At 38.1% G+C, this 20,994-nt stretch carries 19 protein-coding genes and 1 pseudogene; 13 read left to right on the forward strand and 7 right to left on the reverse strand.

Annotated elements, in window-relative coordinates; all coding sequences use genetic code 11:
• Nucleotides 1–8: 8 nt before the first annotated feature.
• Both ODU45_RS00245 and ODU45_RS00250 read left to right on the forward strand, forming a co-directional pair.
• Nucleotides 9–764 (forward strand): DUF6287 domain-containing protein, encoded by a 756-nt coding sequence (locus ODU45_RS00245; protein ID WP_105211775.1) that lies wholly within the window; start codon nt 9–11, stop codon nt 762–764.
• A 21-nt stretch (nt 765–785) separates the two neighbouring features.
• A complete protein-coding gene (locus tag ODU45_RS00250; protein WP_002943204.1) occupies nt 786–1,139 on the forward strand; it encodes an HIRAN domain-containing protein in 354 nt (117 codons plus the stop codon).
• A 20-nt stretch (nt 1,140–1,159) separates the two neighbouring features.
• On the opposite strand, the pseudogene ODU45_RS00255 reads toward ODU45_RS00250, so the two are convergent.
• Nucleotides 1,160–2,107, reverse strand: a pseudogene (locus ODU45_RS00255) (hypothetical protein).
• Nucleotides 2,108–2,134: 27 nt separating this feature from the next.
• Complete coding sequence (locus ODU45_RS00260) at nt 2,135–2,923, reverse strand: hypothetical protein (RefSeq protein WP_398580518.1); 789 nt, start codon at nt 2,921–2,923, stop codon at nt 2,135–2,137.
• Between the two features lie 195 nt (nt 2,924–3,118).
• Here ODU45_RS00260 and ODU45_RS00265 point away from each other — a divergent pair, with 195 nt between their 5' ends.
• Both ODU45_RS00265 and mcrC read left to right on the forward strand, forming a co-directional pair.
• Nucleotides 3,119–4,816 (forward strand): AAA family ATPase, encoded by a 1,698-nt coding sequence (locus tag ODU45_RS00265; RefSeq protein WP_398580519.1) that lies wholly within the window; start codon nt 3,119–3,121, stop codon nt 4,814–4,816.
• Nucleotides 4,813–5,862 (forward strand): 5-methylcytosine-specific restriction endonuclease system specificity protein McrC, encoded by a 1,050-nt coding sequence (gene mcrC, locus ODU45_RS00270; protein ID WP_398580520.1) that lies wholly within the window; start codon nt 4,813–4,815, stop codon nt 5,860–5,862. Before ODU45_RS00265 ends, mcrC begins: the two co-directional genes overlap by 4 nt.
• A 200-nt stretch (nt 5,863–6,062) precedes the next feature.
• On the opposite strand, the gene ODU45_RS00275 is transcribed toward mcrC, so the two are convergent.
• Nucleotides 6,063–6,233, reverse strand: coding sequence for a helix-turn-helix transcriptional regulator (locus tag ODU45_RS00275; RefSeq protein WP_105256203.1), 171 nt, complete (start codon nt 6,231–6,233; stop codon nt 6,063–6,065).
• A 159-nt stretch (nt 6,234–6,392) separates the two neighbouring features.
• Here ODU45_RS00275 and ODU45_RS00280 point away from each other — a divergent pair, with 159 nt between their 5' ends.
• The gene (locus ODU45_RS00280) at nt 6,393–7,028 is read left to right on the forward strand and encodes a hypothetical protein (protein WP_398580521.1); all 636 of its coding nucleotides are present in this window, start codon (nt 6,393–6,395) and stop codon (nt 7,026–7,028) included.
• 411 nt (nt 7,029–7,439) lie between these two features.
• On the opposite strand, the gene guaA is transcribed toward ODU45_RS00280, so the two are convergent.
• Complete coding sequence (gene guaA / locus ODU45_RS00285) at nt 7,440–8,990, reverse strand: glutamine-hydrolyzing GMP synthase (protein ID WP_105178815.1); 1,551 nt, start codon at nt 8,988–8,990, stop codon at nt 7,440–7,442.
• Between the two features lie 275 nt (nt 8,991–9,265).
• Here guaA and ODU45_RS00290 point away from each other — a divergent pair, with 275 nt between their 5' ends.
• From ODU45_RS00290 to xerS, 8 genes are all read left to right on the forward strand, one after another.
• Nucleotides 9,266–9,964: a GntR family transcriptional regulator gene (locus ODU45_RS00290; protein ID WP_172115228.1), complete on the forward strand. Its 699-nt coding sequence runs from the start codon at nt 9,266–9,268 to the stop codon at nt 9,962–9,964.
• Between the two features lie 121 nt (nt 9,965–10,085).
• Nucleotides 10,086–10,418: a putative DNA-binding protein gene (locus ODU45_RS00295; RefSeq protein ID WP_002935001.1), complete on the forward strand. Its 333-nt coding sequence runs from the start codon at nt 10,086–10,088 to the stop codon at nt 10,416–10,418.
• Nucleotides 10,419–10,430: 12 nt separating this feature from the next.
• Complete coding sequence (gene ffh, locus ODU45_RS00300) at nt 10,431–12,005, forward strand: signal recognition particle protein (protein WP_398580522.1); 1,575 nt, start codon at nt 10,431–10,433, stop codon at nt 12,003–12,005.
• A gap of 192 nt (nt 12,006–12,197) precedes the next feature.
• Nucleotides 12,198–12,866: a SatD family protein gene (locus ODU45_RS00305; protein ID WP_024407060.1), complete on the forward strand. Its 669-nt coding sequence runs from the start codon at nt 12,198–12,200 to the stop codon at nt 12,864–12,866.
• Between the two features lie 3 nt (nt 12,867–12,869).
• Nucleotides 12,870–13,610 (forward strand): DUF3307 domain-containing protein, encoded by a 741-nt coding sequence (locus ODU45_RS00310; protein WP_398580523.1) that lies wholly within the window; start codon nt 12,870–12,872, stop codon nt 13,608–13,610.
• A 192-nt stretch (nt 13,611–13,802) separates the two neighbouring features.
• Complete coding sequence (locus ODU45_RS00315) at nt 13,803–15,152, forward strand: ATP/GTP-binding protein (protein WP_024417210.1); 1,350 nt, start codon at nt 13,803–13,805, stop codon at nt 15,150–15,152.
• Between the two features lies 1 nt (nt 15,153).
• Nucleotides 15,154–16,395: a serine/threonine-protein kinase gene (locus ODU45_RS00320; protein ID WP_398580524.1), complete on the forward strand. Its 1,242-nt coding sequence runs from the start codon at nt 15,154–15,156 to the stop codon at nt 16,393–16,395.
• Between the two features lie 131 nt (nt 16,396–16,526).
• Nucleotides 16,527–17,597 (forward strand): tyrosine recombinase XerS, encoded by a 1,071-nt coding sequence (gene xerS, locus ODU45_RS00325; protein WP_105178812.1) that lies wholly within the window; start codon nt 16,527–16,529, stop codon nt 17,595–17,597.
• Between the two features lie 69 nt (nt 17,598–17,666).
• Here xerS and ODU45_RS00330 read toward each other — a convergent pair whose 3' ends face one another.
• The 3 genes from ODU45_RS00330 to ODU45_RS00340 all read right to left on the reverse strand — a co-directional run bounded on the left by ODU45_RS00330 (nt 17,667) and on the right by ODU45_RS00340 (nt 20,958).
• The gene (locus tag ODU45_RS00330) at nt 17,667–19,175 is read right to left on the reverse strand and encodes a phosphomannomutase/phosphoglucomutase (protein ID WP_105178811.1); all 1,509 of its coding nucleotides are present in this window, start codon (nt 19,173–19,175) and stop codon (nt 17,667–17,669) included.
• 176 nt (nt 19,176–19,351) lie between these two features.
• Nucleotides 19,352–20,293, reverse strand: coding sequence for a sensor histidine kinase (locus tag ODU45_RS00335; protein WP_398580525.1), 942 nt, complete (start codon nt 20,291–20,293; stop codon nt 19,352–19,354).
• On the reverse strand, nt 20,290–20,958 hold the full coding sequence (locus ODU45_RS00340) for a response regulator transcription factor (RefSeq protein ID WP_032510531.1): 669 nt from the start codon (nt 20,956–20,958) through the stop codon (nt 20,290–20,292). The genes ODU45_RS00335 and ODU45_RS00340 overlap by 4 nt, the downstream gene beginning before the upstream one ends.
• Nucleotides 20,959–20,994 lie beyond the last annotated feature (36 nt).

A 20,994-nucleotide genomic window follows, 5' to 3' on the forward strand; every position in this document is an offset into this window, starting at 1 on the left:
TAGCTAGAATGAAAAGAAAATATTTAGCACTCGCTCTTGGCTTGCTCACTATCATGTCGCTTTCTGCCTGTCAAACTGAAAAGAAGGGCAGTTCCGCAAGTACCTCAACTGCTGATACCCAGGTTTCTAATGCCAATACAAGCACTTCATCAACAATCCAACGTGAGATTTCTCTTAGTTCTATGGATATAGATGCTCTAATGCAAGGCAATTACGATAGTATACTAGGCACCTGGCAAAATAGCCAAGGAAATTCACTAGTCTTCAATAGCAAAGGATTAGTAGCAGATAGCCAGTCCTTACTTGGCCGCGGAAAAATAACTGACGGAATTTTTGAAACAGGCTATGTAGACGCAACGATTGGCGATGTAACACTATTAATGATCCCCAAAGGAACACAAGTAAATACAACTGAGACAGACACTACTGACTCTACGCGCGATAGAATGATTGTAATAAGCCAAGAAACAGCAGCAGACGCAGACGTGGTAGATGTTTATTATCGCTTGACTAATTCAGCCACTAGCGGTATAGACCCATTAAAAAATACTGAAACAGGCGTCCAGTTGGATAGTGGACCAAAAACGATTGATTATGCCAACTCAATTTTAGGCGAAAACAATTGGCGCGTCATTGAAGGTAACTACACGCGCACCGAATCTATTCCTTATAATATTTTGGAAGGCGATGATAATGCCCGTTACACTATTTACCAAAACGGTGTCATTATCAATGCAGATTATCAAATTGTTTATCAACCATAATGATTCTCTAGGAGGTTAGACATGACATTCACATCATTTGAACCAACACGCAATGTTCAAGATTTTCATTTGGCAGCCTTTGCCTACTATGATGGACTAGATGTAATCGACCAACTCAAACCAGGAACACCTGTTCAGCTAGTCGGAGAGCCGTCAAACCCACATGACTCAGAAGCTGTAGCAATCTTTTATCAGGGCACAAAGTTAGGATATATTCCATCGGATAAAAACTCACTAATCAGTCGGTTAATCTATTTTGGACACGGCGATATTCTAGAGGCACGTATTCAGATGTCTAATACAGAAAATCATCCTGATCGCCAGTTTCGAGTCGTTGTAAAACTAAAAGATAATCGTAAAAATGATAGTCGGTAATTTACCAACCTAACCATTTTCTACTTAACACGGAGCTGTGCTCTCCGTTTTTGTTCTTCAATAATACTTAAAAAGGCTGCAAACTCCCTATCCAGGCGATGTTGGTAGGCCTTATTTTTTATTGTGAGGTCTTCAAGGAACACTGGATAGGTTCATTTTTTATACAATTCTCCTTGAAAGAAGAAGCGGTCCGATAATTTATCAACTGAAACAAGCGAAGAACGCCAGCGGCTTTTACGAGAATGAGAAGGTTTCCAAGATATTTTTAATTGCTTCTCATAAAAGTACCAGCCCATAATATATATTTTAGTTATCTGATTTCGTTTTCTGTCTTGGTAGAAACAAGGAACTGCATAAACATTTCCATGCTTTGTTTGCAAAAAAGGATGAAAATCTTTTATCTTTTCGTATTCTTTCTTTGGAATAAGGGTTAATTGATTATCCTTAATAACCTTTTTCTCATCAATAGTATACGAATATCGGTAGGGGTCATAAATGGTTGACTGTCCACGCGCTCTATAACGCTCTGCCATTTCCTTAAAAATAAGTAGACGTCCATAACCATCCATCAGACTAGATAGACTAAGTCCTCGTCGATTATTATTTTTCTTCACACCAAGAATCTGGCAGGTAGGCCAATAATTGATAGGAATGGCTCCTAATCCAACCAGAAGACCGGCGCTGTCAAAATGACTGGCAAAGCGTACCTCACGAGTGTGACCAGTCTCATTTTTCAAATCAACAAATACAGGTTGCTTGTCCTGTTCAAAAACAATTATATAATTTCCAGAAGACTCCGTATTTTCTCTAATTGGAACGGTGTAGAAGTGGTGAAAATTTGGTAATTCTAGTAACTTTCCAAGTGTTGATGTTTTCATAACACAAGTATAACAAAAAATATTTTTCAAATCCACAAAAATGTTTAATTTGTTAAACGAAAATATAAAGAAGCTGGGAAAGACATCCATGACGACTTTCCCACTCCCACCGTTTATTCAAGGATAGGTGATAATTGTCTTATCTACCGAATCTTCCAAAGCCTGACGCGATTCTTCTGATAAACGCAAATCTGCAAGGGTTTGTTCTGAAAAATAGTAGGGATTTAAATTATCTACAAATGCAGAAATTGAAATGATAGCTTTCTCCAATATCAGAGATTTTTCAGTGTAAGCAAAGGGAATAGCAGACCAATCATCACTCTCAAACATTTCTAAAATATCTTTTTGAACTTGAATTTCAGCCTCATTTTTAGCTGAAACTAGGATTGTTTTTAGTGTAGTACGAAAACTCTCCTTGTCTTGCACCAAGTCTTCCAAGGTCAGCAAGCTTTCATCTGCCTTCTCATAAAAAATATCTAATTCCGTCTCTGACGAAGTAGTCACATGGAGCCATTCAGCCTTGATACTGGTTTTCATTACTGCATAGGCAGAAGTATTTTCAAAGGGACTGCTACGCGTTTGAGGATAGAGAACAATCCACTCTTTCTGGAATAGATTATCAGGTTTAGCTATTTTCAGTTCCTCCTCAGAAGCTTTACCAATCCGCTGACTGATAGCAGTAGTGGCATCTCGTTGATAGAATCCAATGATACGCGGATTTTGCGGACCACCAATGGCATCAATTTTTGTTCCTAGATCATTAATAATACGTATGTTCAAGGAATGACACTGCTCATTTAATAGTCTATTTTGCTCTTTTCCAAGCCAGTAGATTCCGATACAAGATAGACCAGTAGCAATAAGCAAGACAAGTAACAGCACTTTCGAGTATTTCAGCACAGCCATCACACCTTTCTAAAACGTTTTCATTCACATATTATCATATAAAAATATCAAAAGCAACTATTTTGAGGTACCGCATTAAACGGTTACACAAGTATATAAATTCTAAGTTTACGACAGGAATGTTTAATGATAAAATATAGGTAAATTCGAACTCATAATTTAATAGGTGTAGATACAACACCGTTGGAGGATACTATGGATGAACAAAATCAATTCAATTGGGTAAACTTTTATAAGGAATTTGCTTGGAAATTAGTAGACTATAAAGATAACAGAGCAGAACTGGTTGAGAAAGTGAAAGCTATCTATACCAAAACAAAGATACATATGCCCACGTTAGAAAAGGACAATCAACTGATAGATATTGATCCTTTTACGATATTTGGACTCTTCAATAAGCAAATAAAAGAGAAGAATCGCATCAAAATTCTGACAGCTATAGCAGAATTATTCCACCTCCAAGCGGAAATCCCATCCTCTTTTGAAAGCATACCAGTACTGAATAATCAGAATGCGACTTTCTATTACTTCATCGGAGATCGTGATGAGAAAGATATTGATGACTTATGGGAACTTTTCATTGCTGCTTTGACCTATAGCAAGGAGCCTACGGCTGAGAAGAAAGAAAAATTTTCACACTATTTTGATTTGGCTATAAACAAGAAAGGAAATGGCAACAGCAAGATTACGATGGCCTTGTATTGGATTGCTCCTGACTTTTTCTTGAACTTAGATAGCAGAAATAAGTGGTATGTGTACGAATCTGGGGAGATTCCTACTGATGTCATCAAAAAACTACCAAAGATGAAGTCAAAAATTTCTGCCGATGATTATTTTTATATATCGGACTCTATGCATCATTATTTAAACAGTGCAGAGAGCAAACTGAAAGATTTTAAAGAATTATCAGCCATGGCTTGGAAATACTCTAAACAGATCAATCAAGAAGAGAAGGAAAGAAGCGCTAGAGCAATTTCTCCACTGGCTGATGAAGCTGATACTGGAAACGAGATAGGTGGAGAAGAGGTAGTAGAAGATAGCTATACGAAAAATCACTTCCTATCAGAAGTCTATATGACAGAAGAAGAGTATGATCAATTAACCTCCATACTCCAAATGAAAAAGAATATCATCTTACAAGGAGCACCAGGAGTTGGAAAGACGTTTGTTGCAGAACGCCTAGCATTTTCATTAATGGGTAAGCCAGATTTAGAAAGGGTCATGACAATTCAGTTTCACCAAAGCTATTCCTACGAGGACTTCATCATGGGCTTTAGACCTTCGACAAGTGGCTTTGAGCTGAGAAGGGGGGCATTCTATACTTTCTGCAAAAAAGCAGAATCTGACAAGGGGCATGATTATTTCTTTATTATTGATGAAATAAACAGGGGAAATTTGAGCAAAATTTTTGGTGAACTGTTTATGCTGATAGAAAATGACAAACGAGGCAAGTCTTTACAGCTCCTCTACTCGGATGAGCAATTCTCAATTCCAGAAAATCTATATATCATCGGCATGATGAATACCGCAGATAGGAGTTTAGCCCTACTTGATTATGCACTGAGACGTCGCTTTGCCTTCTTTGACATTAAGCCAGGTTTTTCAACTGCGGGATTCAAATATTATCAAACAAATCTGAAAAACGAAAAATTCGATAGACTCATTTCCTGTGTAGAAAAGCTAAATCAGGCCATTTCAACAGAGGAAGTACTAGGAGATAGCTTCTGTATTGGGCATAGTTACTTCTGCGGTTTATCGGCAGAAGCACTGGACCAAGGTTTGCTAGAAGCCATTGTTGAATATGAACTGATTCCCCTCTTGAAAGAATATTGGTTTGATGAACCGACAAAAATTCATGATTGGAGTAGTAAGTTAAGGAGTACCATCCAGTGATACCTGTCCAAAATATCTACTATATGCTATCCTACGCATTCAAAATCCTTCATAAGCAGGAATATAAACGGATCGCTACTGAAGAATTTAAAAATGCTGCAGATCTACTGGCGGAAATAATGATCATTAGCCTCTCGATACAGGTGAAAAGAGGACTTGGTCGAGAGTATCGTTCTCAAACCGAGTCACTCTCGGCACCTAAAGGTAAAATACATATCGCTGAATCTTTAACACCTCCGAATTGGCGTAGAAAGCAACTTGTTTGCCAATACGATGATTTTTCTCTTGACAGCACAATGAATCGCATTATCAAAGCAAGCATTGAGATACTGCTAAAAGCTGATATAAGCAGGGACAGGAAAAAGAAATTGAGAAAACTCTTAGTTTTCTTTGGAGAAGTCTCAAAAATTAATCTACACTCAATCAATTGGAATTTACAATATAATCGAAACAATCAATCGTATCAATTACTAATGTCAATCTGCTATTTGGTAGTGAATGGATTAATTCATACAGAGAGGGAAGGGAATAAGAAATTGATGAATTTTCTTGATGAGCGGAGGGAATCCTTGCTATATGAGAAGTTCATTCTTGGATATTATAAAAAGCATTATCCCCAAATACAGGTTACCGCCTCTCAGATACCTTGGGCACTAGATGATGGTTTTGGAGAAATGCTCCCCATCATGAAGAGTGATATTTACCTCAAATATAAAGATACTATATTGATTATTGATGCTAAATATTATTCTAGTAACACACAGATTCGCTTTGATAAGCACACACTCCATTCAAATAATCTATACCAAATTTTTACCTATGTGAAAAATCAGGCTTATCGCCTGTCAGATTCAAACGATACAGTAGCGGGAATGCTTCTATACGCTAAAACCTATATAGATATTCAACCTAATCAAGTCTACCAAATGCATGGAAACCAGATTAGTGTCAAAAATTTGGACTTAAACCAGCAGTTTGCAAGTATTGCTGAACAACTGGATGACATCATTACATCGCATTTTGTATCCCCTCCAAAACGGTACTAGTTAGAGTTTTAAGCTAGAAATCAAAAAAACAATCAAAGTAGTAGCACTATGAACAGCTCCCTGTCAAGTGGACAATGAAATAATAAAAGATTAGGCGACGGCCTTGTTTAAAGGAGCAACCATCATTTTATTCAGATAAATAATAGAAACTTAGCTATAAAAAAAACGATTCTTACTTATTCTAGTAGTAGGAATCGTTTTTATATCTCTGGAATAAATTCTATTATGTCGTTTGGTTTACAATCTAAAATGATGCACAATTTTTCTAACGTTAGTAATGTAATATTCTTATTTTTCTTTAAGCTATCCAATGTTTTATTATCAATACCAGATTTTAGGAGTTGATATTGAGAAATGTTTTTAGTTTGCATCGTTTTCCAAAGTGGGTCAAAACTTATAATTGTAATCAACTCCTTCCAATTACAATTATAAATAGAATGTGTACAATTTAATATTGTGATTATATCCACAATATGTTAAAATGAAGTTTGGAAAGAATGATTTCCAATAATAACATTCAGGAGTATACCATGAAAAAAAGAAGTTTTCTCATTTTCGCTTGTGGAATATTAGTTACAAGTGTGGCTTTAACTGCTTGTTCATCTAATCAATCAAACTCTTCTCAGACACAAAACGCAAACGAAAATGTACAGAGTGCAGAGGAAGTAAAACCAGTAGGATTTATTGAATTAGCTAATGAAGATACTGAGCGTATTTGGTTTGAGGCTGATAATATAGCTAAAGATGAAACAATAACTGGTCTATATGTTATAAAAAATGGTAAAGCAACATACTATCATTTGTTAACTTATGAATCACATGATGGAATCTCAGATCCAGATCAAGTTTCATATGGTCCAAGAATTAAGGATTCACTAACTTTTTCAGATATTAAAGATATGTCAAATAAGGAAATCATTGAAAAGGCTAAAAAGATTGATAAAGAAGCATATGATTCTTATTTCCAATCATTTTTAGATATAGTGGATACAGCAATTATAGATTGGTCAAATGAGCCAAGTACTAGTGAAAACCCTATTTATGTTCCAGTCCTTGAAAATATTAAAAATCCCCTATCTAGTTTACAGGGAGATTCGAACTATAGAATATATCGTAAACGTGTTACTGAGCAAAAGTTGAGACTGATGATACTGGAAATTCAATAGTCAATGAAGAGATTCAATTACCTATTTTTGTAAAATATGAAGTGGACTTTTTCTATTCGAAACAATTAAAAGTAGGCAATGAAACAAGGACATTAGTAATTGAAGGCTCAACATTTAATATTGGTGATATCTATGACTCAAAGTATGTTTCTTTTGGAGATAGCCCGCTAATCACACGTGATATGCCTGAAAAGTCATACCCAGCTTTAGATGTGTTAGGTACGAAGAATATAGTAGAAGAATAGCGAGGAATCACAAATATAATAAAAGAAGCCCTAATTTGATTTAGGACTTCTTTTTTTTGGAGACACTTTGGAGACAATCCAAAAGTATTTATCTCATTTTAACACTTTTTACAATAGATAAAATGCTGCTAAATCAAGGATTCTTAGCTAAAGTTACTCTTATATATTATTCCCACTCAACTGTTGCTGGTGGTTTACTTGTGATATCATAGACGATGCGGTTGACGTGGTCTACTTCGTTTACGATGCGGACAGAGATTTTTTGAAGAACATCCCATGGTAGTTTGGCAAAGTCAGCTGTCATTCCATCAACAGAAGTGATAGCACGGATGGCGATGGTGTAGTCGTAGGTACGACCATCTCCCATGACACCTACAGAGCGAACGCCAGTATTAACCGTGAAATATTGCCACACATCGCGTTCAAGACCCGCTTTTGCAATTTCCTCACGCAAGATAGCGTCAGATTCGCGAACGGTTTGAAGTTTTTCCTCAGTGATTTCACCCATGACACGAATGGCAAGACCTGGTCCTGGGAATGGTTGGCGCCACACGACCTCATCTGGCATACCAAGAGCAGTACCGAGGGCGCGAACTTCATCCTTAAAGAGAGTATTGAGCGGTTCAATCAACTTGAACTGCATATCTTCTGGCAGACCACCAACGTTGTGGTGAGATTTGATTGTCTCTGCAGTATCCGTTCCTGACTCGATAATATCGGTATAAAGTGTTCCTTGCGCTAGGAATTCAACATCAGTCAACTTGCTCGCTTCATCGTCAAATACGTAAACAAATTCATTACCGATGATTTTACGTTTCTTCTCAGGGTCAGATACGCCAGCAAGTAAATCCAAGAAACGCTTAGCAGCATCAACGCGAATAATATTGAGGCCGAATTTGCCACCCAACATCTCCATAACTTGATCACCTTCATTCTTACGAAGAAGACCGTGGTCAACAAAGATACAAGTCAATTGATCACCGATAGCACGTTGAAGCAGGACACCAACAACTGACGAATCCACACCGCCTGACAAACCGAGCAAGACTTTCTTGTCACCGACTGTTTGGCGGATTTTTTCAATTTCTGTTTCGATGAAGTTTTCCATTGTCCAGTCGCCCTTAGCACCACAGATACCAAATGCGAAGTTTTTCAAAATATCATTTCCATAAACCGAATGACGGACTTCTGGATGGAATTGGATACCGTAGATACGGCGTTCAGTATTTTCAATAGCAGCAAAAGGACAGTCAGCAGACAGACCAACCAAGTGGAAATCAGCAGGAATTTCAGTTACAGCATCCCCGTGGCTCATGAGTACAAGCTGTTCTTCTGGTGTTCCAGCAAAAAGCGCTGATTCAGTCTTCAGTTGAAGATTTGATTGACCATATTCACGATTTCCAGCCTCACCAGCAGGAACAACCTTACCTCCCAATTTATGGGTAATTAACTGCATACCGTAGCAGATTCCCAGAATTGGAATACCTAATTCGAAGATTTCTGGATCAATATCAAAGGCATTTTCTGCGTACACAGAATTTGGTCCACCTGAAAGAACGATACCAATTGGATTGATGGCACGGACTTCCTCAGCTGTAATTTTATGGTTTTTCAATTCTGAAAAGACACCAAATTCACGAATTCGACGTGAAATAAGTTGGTTGTACTGGCTACCATAATCCAATACAATAATTTTTTGGACATCTTGTTTTGTCATGTTTTTCCCTTTCGTTTTGAAAAAAATTCAAATACTAGTAGTTATTTTAACATAAAAGCGAACATTTTCCAAATTTTATTTGTTAAATATCTGTTTTGCAAACTATGAATGATAATAAAAATATTAGTGTTCGTATTTTTATTGTTTTTACTAACTTTATTTTAGGCAATCTGACTTCATTGTTTGCCTAGGAGAATTTTACCAATGGAGTGTAGCCTGAATTAGCCAAACGCCTTTATTTTTGGTAAACTAGAAAGAAGAGAAAGGCTAGATAAATGAAAGCAGCATATATCACAATTCACGATAAAATTAAGGAACAAATCGATAACGGAATCTGGAAAATTGGTCAACGTTTACCAAGTGAACGCGATTTAGCAGATGAATTTGGTGTTTCTCGTATGACACTCCGTCAAGGAATCACACTTTTAGTGGAGGAAGGGGTGCTACAACGCAAGATTGGTTCCGGTACTTATGTCGCCAGTACACGGGTTCAAGAAAAGATGCGAGGCACGACTTCCTTTACTGAATTAGTACAACTCCAAGGAAAGACGCCAAGCAGCAAATTATTATCCTATACACGAACCAAACCTAATGAGAAAGAAGTTGAACAATTAGGTTTATCCCGTGGCGAGTATGTTATTCGAATGGAGCGGGTCCGCTATGCAGATAATGTTCCTGTCGTGTATGAGGTTGCCAGCATTCCTGAACGCTTGATAAAAAATGTCCCCAAAGAAGATGTTACCAACCATTTCTTTAAAACACTTATAGACAATGGTTATCGAATTGGAACGAGCAAACAAACCATTTTTGCTCGTTTAGCCAATGAAAAAGTGGCTCAATATTTACAAATTTCTAAAAACCAGGCTATTCTCGCACTAAAACAGGTATCTTATCTCGAGGATGGTCAAGCATTTGAATTTGTAAATAGTCAGTACGTTGGAGAACGTTTCGAATTCTATTTAGAAAACAGTTGACATAAAAATAATTATGTAAAACATTGTAAAACATTGTAAAACATTTTAAAATCCGTAATCTTTCTAGTGATGACGGATTTTCTTATTTATAAAATATGGAATTTTTGATATAATAAAGTTTATGGAAATTGAAAAAACCAACCGAATGAATGCCTTATTTGAATTCTACGCAGCCTTGCTAACAGACAAGCAAATGAACTACATTGAGCTCTATTATGCCGATGATTACAGTTTGGCTGAGATTGCTGAAGAATTTCAAGTCAGCCGTCAGGCGGTCTATGATAACATTAAACGAACAGAAAAATTACTGGAAGACTACGAGATGAAGCTACATATGTATTCTGACTATGTAGTGCGTAGCCAGATTTTCGATGAAATACTGAATAAGTATCCAGAAGATGCTTATTTGAAGGAAAAAATCGCTATTCTAACCAGTATTGATAATAGAGAATAAGAGGAGAAGTATATGGCTTTTGAAAGCTTAACAGAACGTTTGCAGAATGTGTTTAAAAATCTGCGTCGTAAGGGAAAAATTTCTGAGAGTGATATTCAGGAAGCAACCAAGGAAATCCGTCTAGCCTTACTAGAAGCCGACGTTGCCCTTCCAGTTGTCAAAGACTTTATCAAGAAAGTACGTGAACGTGCTATCGGTCATGAAGTCATTGATACTCTGAACCCTGCTCAACAAATCATCAAAATCGTTGATGAAGAATTGACGGCTGTATTGGGTTCTGAAACTTCAGAAATTATCAAATCACCAAAAATTCCAACTATCATTATGATGGCTGGTTTGCAGGGTGCTGGTAAAACGACCTTCACTGGTAAGTTGGCCAACAAACTCAAGCAGGAAGAGAATGCCCGTCCACTCTTGATTGCTGCTGATATTTATCGTCCAGCTGCCATTGACCAGTTGAAGACCCTTGGTCAACAAATTGATGTACCTGTTTTTGAATTGGGAAACCAGGTTCCAGCACTTGAAATCGTTCGTCAAGGTTTGGAGCAAGCTAAAGCCAATCACAATGACTATGTCTTGATTGATACGGCCGGTCGTTTGCAGATTGACCAAGCCCTTATGGCCGAATTGAGAGAAATCAAAGAGTTTGCTCAGCCAAATGAAATCCTCTTAGTCGTCGATGCCATGATTGGTCAGGAAGCTGCCAACGTTGCGCGTGAGTTCAATGATCAACTGGCTATTACTGGTGTGATTTTGACCAAGATTGACGGCGATACACGTGGTGGTGCAGCCTTGTCTGTCCGTCACATTACTGGTCAGCCAATCAAATTTACCGGTACTGGTGAAAAAATCACCGACATCGAAACCTTCCACCCAGACCGTATGTCCTCGCGTATTCTGGGCATGGGTGACATGCTGACCTTGATTGAAAAAGCCAGCAAAGAATATGATGAGAAGAAATCATTGGAACTCGCTGAAAAAATGCGTGAGAATACCTTTGATTTCAACGATTTCATCAATCAATTGGACCAAGTTCAGAATATGGGACCAATGGAAGACCTGCTGAAGATGATTCCAGGTATGGCTGGTAACCCAGCCCTTGCCAACTTGAAAGTTGACGAGCGTGAAATTGCACGAAAACGAGCTATCGTATCTTCTATGACACCAGCCGAACGTGAAAATCCTGAATTATTGACACCGAGCCGTCGTCGTCGTATTGCTAACGGTTCTGGAAATAGCTTTGTCGAAGTCAATAAATTTATCAAGGATTTCAACCAAGCGAAAACCATGATGCAGGGTGTCATGTCAGGCGACATGAACAAAATGATGAAACAAATGGGAATCAACCCAAATAATCTACCTAAAAACATGCCAAACATGAACGGTATGGATATGTCTGCTCTTGAAGATATGATGGGCGGTGCAGGCATGCCTGATATGAGCCAACTGATGGGAGGGGCTGGTATGCCAGACATGTCCCAAATGTTTGGAGGCGGTTTGAAAGGTAGAATCGGCGAGTTTGCTATGAAACAAGCCATGAAACGCCAAGCCAATAAAATCAAGAAAGCCAAAAAGAAGAGAAAATAATCTCTTCTTTTTGGCTTTTTATTCGAAGAAGTAAGATACAGCAATATAAAATAGAAGTAGCAAAGCAGAAAAATGCTTTTTGAATTCAAACACTTTCCGTTATAATGGAAATAATCAAAAATGTCCTTTTTAGTGGACAATCTTTATGTTGTCCGTTATAATGGAAATATAACAGAAAACAGAGGACAAGTTATGAATTATATCGCAATAATAGGAGATATTGTCAATTCAAAACAGACTTCCAACCGCTCTAGTATCCAAGAGCGGCTAAAACAACAGCTGAATAGAATCAATCATTCCTTCGCTCAGGACTTCGCATCGCCTTTTACCATTACAAAGGGAGATGAATTTCAAGCCTTATGCAAGCCTAACCCTTATATTTTTTTGATGATTGACCAAATCCAATTAGCCTTTCGTGATGAGGTGGAAATTCGATTTGGAATTGGTTTAGGTGAGATTCTAACAGCTATCGATCCCAAGCTAAGTATTGGAGCAGATGGTCCAGCTTATTGGGAAGCACGCAAGGCTATTGACTTCATCCACGACAACCATGACTATGGTACCAGCAAAATTGCCTTTTCATCTGAATACAAGCAAATCGATCGTGTGATCAACCCCTTGCTAACTTCTAGCGATTTCATCAAAGCTGCTTGGAATCGTTCGCAAACGGATCTGTTTGAAACCTTAATCTCCCAAAAAATCTATCAAGAAGATTTCACACAAAAGCCAATTGCTGAGAAAATGAAACTCAGTCAAAGCGCCTTTACCAAACGTTTGAAATCCAGCGGAATCAAACTCTACCTGCGTAATCGCCAAACTGCCATGAATTTGATTCTCCAGCTCAGTCAGAAAGAAGGATAAAGCATGTCATTTTCATTTATTTCTAGCTATCTTATTCAACATCCAGTTTTAACCGCCTTGCTTATTGCCCACTTTTTAAGTGATTTCACCTTCCAAAGTCAAGCACTGGCAGATGCTAAAAAGCTTCAGTTGAAAGCTCTTTTCATGCACCTTTTCATTGTTGCTATCCCTCTTCTTATTCTAGCCTTACTGACCCCCGTTCAAAACGGAGATTTATTTTTTCAAGTTTGGCTGAGTCATCTTGCGATTGACTATGTCAAATATTTTCTCAACAAACACCATTGGATAAAGGACTCCTGGGAAGCCGGAGCATTCCTAGCGGATCAATTGCTACATATCATCTCAATCATCATTCTTTATCACTCCATCGGTGTCAATGTCGCTTCACATTCACTCTGGATTGAATCAAATTATCTCCTCCTGCAAATCCTTTTTATCCTTCTGATCAGCAAGCCCGTCAATATTCTTTTCAAACTCTACTTTAGCAAATATCAGGTGGCGGAAGGAGAAGAAGAGCAGACTGTGACAGGTGCAGGAGCCTTGATTGGTCAATTGGAGCGCCTCATAATGGGAATTTTTCTGCTTCTAGGCCAATACACAGCTATCGGACTGGTATTTACAGCAAAGTCCATCGCGCGCTATGATAAAATATCCAAAAGCCAAGCCTTTGCTGAATACTATTTAATTGGTTCGCTATTTAGTATCATTAGTGTACTCGTTATGTATGGTATATTGATTGCTTGAGTTCAAGTCAAATGTCCTAGTTAATTACATCATAAAATTTGATCCTCATCAAACCTTCACCTTCTATTTGTGTAAAGCTAGCATTTAACAAGATGTTTTAAATTAAATATCTTGTTAAATGCTAGCTTTACTTTACTATTTATTTTAAAAATGATAGAATTAAGTGAAAATATCACCTAAAAGGAGAGTTTTATGTTAATCAATTTTAGATTTGAGAATTTTTTATCATATAAAGAGCTAGCTGATTTTTCTATGATAGCTAGTAAGGTAAAAAGTCATAAACATTATACTAGAGAAATAGCAGAAAATATATTATTATTAAATTTTTCTGCTATTTATGGAGCTAATGCTGCCGGGAAATCAAACTTTATAAGTGCTCTAACATTTGCAAGAACTTTTATTTTATCAAATAAAAATAAATTACGGCTAAACCTATTAAAAGATAGTTACTTTAAAGCAGACGAAAATTTTAAATTTAAGGATACAAAATTTGAGTTTGACTTTTTTTGCAATGATAAAGTATACACATATGGTTTTTCAATAAATTTAATAAATTCTAATTTGAAAGAAGAATGGTTATACAAACATGAGGATGGTAGAGATTTAGAAATCTTTAATCTAGACTATTCAATGGATTTCGACATCACGCATATTCCAATCCAAAATTGGAATATTAAAGAAGAGGATTTATCAAGATTTAATATATATATATCCGATTCAAATAAATCAGATTCTTTATTCTTGAAATATATTAACTCTTCTGAAAGAAAAGTGGACTACTCATTGGACATTTATGAAGTATATAATTGGTTTTTGCATACCTTGGAAATCGTTCCAGCCGAGGGACGTGTCAGTCAAAGCGAGGATGTTTTTTTACGACAAGAAGACACAAAAAAACTAGCTGAATTTTTACACTCATTTGGTACAGGCATTAGTAAAATCGAGAAAGAAAAAATCGGAAAAACTGATATTGATGATATTCCAGATAACAGAGTTCTAGACTCTATTATAGAACGAGTTATTGAAGAAAATGAGAAGTCAAATTCAAGTGAAATTGCTAGTTTAGTCCGAACAAATGAGAATATTTACTTCTTTTCTGTAGATGAATCGCACAATATTATCATAGAACGTCTATATTTTATTCACGATGGTACAACAGCTAAGTTTGCACTTAGAGCTGAATCTGATGGAACTAGGAGATTGATTGATATCTATGGCGTTTTAAACACCATAGATAAAAAAGTTTTTGTTATAGATGAAATTGACAGGAGTTTTCACCCTAATTTAACTTTTGAATTCATAAAAAGATCATTAGAAAATAAATCAATACAATTAATTGTCACGACTCACGAAGATCGATTGCTTGATTTATCTTTATTAAGACGCGATCAAATCTGGTTTGTAGATAAAAATGAAGGTGAATCCGGTCTTTATTCTTTAGAACAATATAAGGTTCGTTTTGATAAAGATATCCTAAAAGAATACTTGAAAGGTAAGTACGGTAGTATTCCTCAATTCCATTTTTTAACTTCGGAGGAATAAGATGTTAAAAAATAATAACAGATTTTCTAGAGAAGAAAAGCAACGGATAAGTAAATATAAGCAAGAATTTATTGGGAAAGGGGGATTTAGCCAAGTATATAGAATATCTGATTTGGTAGTCGAAAAAAGACTTTACAATAAGGATCCTAAATCGAAAAAGCGATTCATCCAAGAGATTGAACTCATCTCAAAATTGAAGCATAAAAATATAGTAAGCATAAAAGACATTGATCGCCAAAACTTTAAATACACCATGCCCTATTTCAAATATGATTACAAAAAATATTTAAATTCAATTAAGCAAAACGGCATTTTTCCTATAGACATCATCCACGAAATCTGTAACGGGATTAAATTTATTCATGAAAATAGTATTATACATAGAGACATCAAACCTCAAAATGTTTTAATTGACGAAACAGGAGAAAATGTAGTAATTTCAGATTTTGGACTAAGTAAAGAACTATTAAGCAAATCGGACTTAACTTCTGAAGGAATAGGGGGAGAGGCTTATTTTATTGCTCCAGAATTATCGAGCGGGAAGATTACAGATGATATTCGTTCCGATATATTCAGTTTGGGACGCTTAATTCAATATACATTTGAGGAATTAAAAATCAATCCTGATGAAGATTTAAAATTCATAATAAACAAAGCGACAAATCTAGACTATAAACAGCGATATGATAGTGTTGAGGAGCTTAAAAAACTCATCATAGAAAATTCCTTTCTTAAAGAAAACCAAGTGAACAATGATATTTTTTTAGCTATAGACTTTGTAAACAATTCCGGCAATATGTCCTTAGATTTATTTTGGAGCACAATAATGCAAAAAATTTCTGAAGCTGAAGATGCATACTTTGAAAAGGCGTTTAGAAAAATTTTATCATCTAGCATTATTATTAATCAGTTTTGTGAGGAAGAAGTATTACCAACTTTTGAAGAATATGTCAGCTTGTATTGTGAGATGTTAAAAGATAGAGAGGATATTCATTTAGATTCAGAAGAACAAAATTTATTAATTAGCGAACTATTTGAATTAGTAACAGAATACAACGTATCTGAAAAAATAAAAATTGAGATTTGGACAACATTGATATACATAGCTTGTCAAGCTAAACTGAAAAAAGGTTCATATTATGTTCTAAATACAATAAAAGCAAGCTACAATAATCTCGAAAACGATATGAAAATAAAAATAAGCTCCATTATGAATTCAGAACTATCAATCATATACAGTTAAATAAATTCTTTATTTTTATCAGGGGATTTATTTAACTTTCCTACATACATCTTTCCGAAAAACTATAATTTTCTTGAAACTTATATAAGATTATGCTATACTACTCATATAGCTAAAATCAGGAGAAAATGATGAGACGCGAGTTATTATTGGAAAAAATTGATCAGCTGAAGGAAGTCATGCCTTGGTATGTTTTGGAATATTATCAGTCCAAGTTGTCTGTGCCCTACAGTTTTACAACCTTGTACGAATACTTGAAAGAATACCGTCGATTTTTTGAGTGGCTACAGGATTCAGATTTGGTAGCTGTCGAACGAATTGCTGACATTCCGCTGGATGTTCTGGAACATCTGACCAAGAAAGATATGGAGGCTTTTATTCTTTATCTGCGGGAGCGTCCCTTGCTGAACGCCAATACTACGCAGAATGGTGTGTCGCAGACCACCATTAATCGTACCCTGTCGGCCCTTTCTAGCCTCTTCAAGTATTTAACCGAAGAAGTGGAAAATGAGCAGGGCGAGCCCTACTTCTACCGCAATGTCATGAAGAAGGTGTCCACCAAGAAGAAGAAGGAAACTTTGGCAGCGCGGGCGGAGAACATCAAGCAAAAGCTCTTTTTGGGCGATGAAACGATGGAGTTCTTGGACTATGTCGATAAAGAATATCAGGTAAAGTTATCCAAACGTGCCCTCTCATCCTTCCAGAAAAATAAGGAGCGGGATTTGGCGATTCTGGCACTTCTCTTGGCTTCTGGCGTCCGTCTGTCAGAAGCAGTGAATTTGGATCTTAGAGATGTAAACCTCAATATGATGATTATCGAAGTAACCCGTAAAGGTGGTAAACGGGACTTGGTCAATGTAGCTGGTTTTGCTAAGCCCTATCTGGAAGCCTATATGAGCATCCGTCAACAACGCTACAAGGCTGAAAAAACGGATACAGCCTTCTTCTTGTCTGAATACCGTGGTCTGCCCAATCGTATCGACGCTTCTTCTATCGAAAAAATGGTTGCCAAATATTCTGCGGACTTCAAGATACGTGTGACACCCCACAAACTCCGTCACACGCTGGCAACACGACTCTACGACGCCACCAAGTCGCAAGTTCTGGTCAGTCATCAGCTGGGCCACGCCAATACCCAGGTAACCGACCTCTATACCCATATCGTCAACGATGAGCAGAAAAATGCTCTGGATCAGTTGTGATGTTGCGTAAATTTAATTATGTAAATTAATAAAGGAGTAAGCTCAAACTTACTCCTTTTTCTACTCAATCTAAATCAATTCTTTCAATTTGTCCTGATTGACTGCTGGGTACTGTTCCAAAAAGGTTGAGAGTGTTTGTAAAACGGCAGGAATATAGCCAGTCTGGTCATTCTCCACCTGCAAGACCAATAGTGGCTCGTGGAGACTCATACGGAGCAAGAGCCAGCCGTCACCATAAGGCTCAGTCAGGTCAAACCGCACTCCTTCTTCGTTCTCTGGGTTAAAAGCAAAGCCTTCGAGGCTGGTTTGGCGGAGGTCAGCAATGACCTGTTCACCCAGTGCTCGATAGTCTGCCGCTTCTAGTTTGAAACGCACTTCTTGGGTTTCCAGCGGTTGTTTAAGCTGGGCAATCAAGTCGTCCAAGGACTTGCCTTCCGCTTGCAGTTTTGGTAAGAGCATGAGGATCTTAGCCGCCACATAAGTTCCGTCATCAAGGAAGTAATTTTCCTTAAAGGCAGCGTGTCCTGAGGTTTCGATAGCCAACTGGCAATCAACTCCCTCTTGATTTGCTAAAATAGCACGGTTAATCACATTGCGATAGCCTGAAATATAGCGAATTTGTTTGCCACCCAGGCTTTCTATAAAGACTTTAAGATGCTCAGTTGTTGGGGAATTGGTCACAATGCTGGTTCCTGGATGTTCAGCTAGGACAATCTGACTGAGAACGGCAATCAGGTTGTTACGATTGAGAATTTCTCCTGACTTGGTGACCAGGGCGGCACGGTCAACGTCGGTATCAAAGATAATACCAAGGTCTGCGCCTTGCTTCAGGACGGCCTGGCGAATGCTTTCCATAGCTTCCTTGTTGTCTGGGTTTGGAACATGGTTTGGGAAGGTTCCGTCTGGGTCTAGGAATTGTGAGCCTGTGGTATCTGCTCCCAATTCTGCCAAAACTTTCTCAGCAAAAAATCCGCCTGCACCGTTTCCAGCATCGACGATAATATTAAGACCTGTCAGTGGTTTTTCTTGTCCACCACAGGCGGTACGAATTTTACCAACCAAGTCTTGGGCATAAGGCGTAATCAGGTCTGCACTGGTGACACTTCCAAGGGAAGAAGCTGGCAAGTCTTCACTATGCGAGAGGATGAAGTCAATATCTTCGTGCTCTGCTCCGCCATTTTCCGAAAAAATCTTAATACCGTTGAAGTAATAAGGCAGGTGGCTGGCAGTGATCATGACACCAGCGTGGCACTTGAACTGAGGATACTGGGTGCTCATGAAGAGAGCTGGCGTGGTGGCCATGCCAAAGTCAATCAGCTGAACCCCCAGACGAACGGCTTCTTCTGTAAAGGCTGTGACCAAATCTGGACCGCTGAGGCGGCTGTCTCGACCGATACCGATGGTCAATTGGCCTTTTTGATAGGCCTGCGCCAGTTCTGGCTTCTGAGTTAGCCAATGAATAAGTCCGCGAACCACTTCCTTGGTGGCTTGTGGAGTGAGATTGACAGCATATTCGTCTGTAGCAATGGCAATGCCACGAATATCTGATCCATTTTGCAAGATGTGATGATGGGACATAGTAACCTCCTAATCGTCGTTTAGTTTATCTTTTATTACGTCGTTAACTCGCTTTGCCGTACTCCAGTACTGCCTGCAGCTCGTTGCCTAGTACTAAAAGCAAACTAAATGACTTTATCAGTTATTCTAGTATAGCATAATTTCAAAACGCTTTCAAAATGAAAAAAGCACAGCTTTCACTGTACTTTAGTAATGCTTACAGTTGTACCAACTTCCAATTGACTTTCCACGGAAATAGCTAGTTCCAACTGATTCAAGACCCGCTTGGTCAGATACAATCCAAATCCTGTCGCTTTTTGGTGTTCACGGCCATTAAAACCTGTAAATCCCTCATCAAATAGGCGTGGAAGATCTTCTGCCAGAATCCCAATTCCCGTATCGGAAATGGAAATTCCCTCATTCAATTCAATGGCCACCTTACCACCAGTCTTATTGTACTTGAGGGCGTTGTCGATGATCTGTGACAGGGCAAAACTAAGCCACTTTCTGTCGGTTTTCAGTAACCAATTTCCATCGATAGTCACTGAAATGTCTTTTTGCAAGAACTGATTGCGGTATTTTTTGACCAAATCGACCACCACTTCTCTTACTTCCACCTGCTCAAAACGAAAATCACTGGCATGGTTGGTCAGTTTGAGATAGTTGAGGAGATTTGCCATATAATTGTCCAAGCGTAAGAGCTGGTGATTGACATCCTGCTGGTTGAGATTATCAGTCTGGCTCATCAAAGACAGGGCAGCCAGAGGCACTTTCATCTGGTGGGACCACATTTTTACCATAGCTTGCAGGTCCTCTTCCCGTGACTTATAATCCAAGAGCTGCTCCCGCGTCGCCTCCTTCTCCGCTTCAATCAAGTTGAGATAGGCAAGGTCCACAGGCTTATTAAGCAGGGGCAGAGCTTCTTCATGAACATAGTCCTCCAAGGCTCTCATGCGGTTGCGAAACTTCCAGAAAAGTCCCACAGTCAGAAGGATTAAGAGGGTTAGGGACAATAGCAGAGCGTTTTGCAGGAATTCGGAGGGCAGTTTGTAAAGTAAAAAGAGCAAGATAAAACTACCAGCCAAGACCAGATAGGCGAAATAAAAACTACGGTATTCTCGGATAAATTTTGCTATCATTTGACCAGGTACCCCACGCCACGAACAGTATGAATACGGTCGAATCCCACTTCACTCACCTTCTTACGCAGACGAGTCATGTTGACATTGAGCGTATTCTGGTCGATAAATTCTTCATTCTCCCAGAGTTTTTCCAAGAGTTCATCCTTACTGACAATCTGCCCTTGTCGTTCTAGTAAGGTGGATAAAATCTTGGTTTCTGTAGGAGACAATTGAACCTGTTCCGATTCGCTTGAAAAACGCCCATCCAAACTAAGCTGGAACTGGTCGATCGACAAGTCAGTTGTTTTGCTGAATTGATTGACTCGACGCAGGAAGGCACCGATTTTGGCATCCAAAATCCCCAGTGAAAAAGGCTTGGACACAAAATCATCGCCTCCCATGTTCATAGCCATGACCGCATTCATCTCGTCATCGCTAGAGGAGATAAAGATAATGGGCATGGTCATGGTTTTACGGATTTCCGTTGTCCAATAAAAACCGTTGTAATAGGGCAGGCTAATGTCCATCAGCACCAAGTCTGGTTTGATTTCCGCCACTTCCTGACTGACAGCTCGGAAATTCTGCACACTTTCTACCTGATAAGATTTGCCCAAATGCTGCTTTAAGAGTTGGACGATCATCTCATCATCTTCAACAATATAAATCTTTTCTTTTTTCATCATTTTCATTCTGTAAAAGCCAGGACACTGGTCTTGGCT

The sequence above is a fragment of the Streptococcus sp. 2022WUSS135 genome (assembly GCF_044427045.1).
GTDB lineage: Bacteria > Bacillota > Bacilli > Lactobacillales > Streptococcaceae > Streptococcus > Streptococcus hashimotonensis.

Coding starts and splice junctions, on each gene's coding strand:
- ODU45_RS00260 (WP_398580518.1), bottom strand. CDS start 2,923: ATGGCTGTGCTGAAATACTCGAAAGTGCTGTTACTTGTCTTGCTTATT.
- ODU45_RS00280 (WP_398580521.1), top strand. CDS start 6,393: ATGAAAAAAAGAAGTTTTCTCATTTTCGCTTGTGGAATATTAGTTACA.
- xerS (WP_105178812.1), top strand. CDS start 16,527: ATGAGACGCGAGTTATTATTGGAAAAAATTGATCAGCTGAAGGAAGTC.
- ODU45_RS00330 (WP_105178811.1), bottom strand. CDS start 19,175: ATGTCCCATCATCACATCTTGCAAAATGGATCAGATATTCGTGGCATT.
- ODU45_RS00275 (WP_105256203.1), bottom strand. CDS start 6,233: ATGCAAACTAAAAACATTTCTCAATATCAACTCCTAAAATCTGGTATT.
- ffh (WP_398580522.1), top strand. CDS start 10,431: ATGGCTTTTGAAAGCTTAACAGAACGTTTGCAGAATGTGTTTAAAAAT.
- ODU45_RS00265 (WP_398580519.1), top strand. CDS start 3,119: ATGGATGAACAAAATCAATTCAATTGGGTAAACTTTTATAAGGAATTT.
- ODU45_RS00305 (WP_024407060.1), top strand. CDS start 12,198: ATGAATTATATCGCAATAATAGGAGATATTGTCAATTCAAAACAGACT.
- ODU45_RS00340 (WP_032510531.1), bottom strand. CDS start 20,958: ATGATGAAAAAAGAAAAGATTTATATTGTTGAAGATGATGAGATGATC.
- ODU45_RS00335 (WP_398580525.1), bottom strand. CDS start 20,293: ATGATAGCAAAATTTATCCGAGAATACCGTAGTTTTTATTTCGCCTAT.
- guaA (WP_105178815.1), bottom strand. CDS start 8,990: ATGACAAAACAAGATGTCCAAAAAATTATTGTATTGGATTATGGTAGC.
- ODU45_RS00310 (WP_398580523.1), top strand. CDS start 12,870: ATGTCATTTTCATTTATTTCTAGCTATCTTATTCAACATCCAGTTTTA.
- ODU45_RS00290 (WP_172115228.1), top strand. CDS start 9,266: ATGAAAGCAGCATATATCACAATTCACGATAAAATTAAGGAACAAATC.
- ODU45_RS00250 (WP_002943204.1), top strand. CDS start 786: ATGACATTCACATCATTTGAACCAACACGCAATGTTCAAGATTTTCAT.
- ODU45_RS00295 (WP_002935001.1), top strand. CDS start 10,086: ATGGAAATTGAAAAAACCAACCGAATGAATGCCTTATTTGAATTCTAC.
- ODU45_RS00320 (WP_398580524.1), top strand. CDS start 15,154: ATGTTAAAAAATAATAACAGATTTTCTAGAGAAGAAAAGCAACGGATA.
- ODU45_RS00315 (WP_024417210.1), top strand. CDS start 13,803: ATGTTAATCAATTTTAGATTTGAGAATTTTTTATCATATAAAGAGCTA.
- ODU45_RS00245 (WP_105211775.1), top strand. CDS start 9: ATGAAAAGAAAATATTTAGCACTCGCTCTTGGCTTGCTCACTATCATG.